Source organism: Corynebacterium sp. HMSC074A09, assembly GCF_001811545.1.
Taxonomy (GTDB): domain Bacteria; phylum Actinomycetota; class Actinomycetes; order Mycobacteriales; family Mycobacteriaceae; genus Corynebacterium; species Corynebacterium hiratae.
Genome location: NZ_KV805156.1, coordinates 207,008 through 207,341, shown reverse-complemented (window position 1 = coordinate 207,341; position 334 = coordinate 207,008). Strand labels below are relative to the sequence as shown.

At 55.7% G+C, this 334-nt stretch carries 1 protein-coding gene; it reads left to right on the top strand.

The genetic code is table 11. The features are described from left to right. The coding region (locus HMPREF2807_RS10625; RefSeq protein WP_198531401.1) for an HNH endonuclease signature motif containing protein at nucleotides 1-334 on the top strand (334 nt) is incomplete at both ends.

The window sequence follows — 334 nt, the reverse complement described above, 5'->3', positions numbered from 1 at the left end:
GTGGCGAGCCTGCTTTTCTCAGCCAGTTGGATCACCGACACAACTGGGCTGAAGGCGGGCCAACCCACCCGAAGAACCTGGCGTGTTTATGCCAAAGCCATCACAACATGAAAACCGATGGCACCCTTAAATACCTGCTGGACCCCTACAGCGGGGATGTCATCTGGCTTTTTGAGGATGGCACCTGGACTATTACCGAAGCCGACGGGCCGCTAGCACCAAAGCAGAAACGGTGGGCACAAACAGTCGCCCAACACATCACCGCCACCAGGAAACGCATCCGCGAGGAAGCCCAATACCTCAAACAAGAACTCGACGACTACGCACAACAACA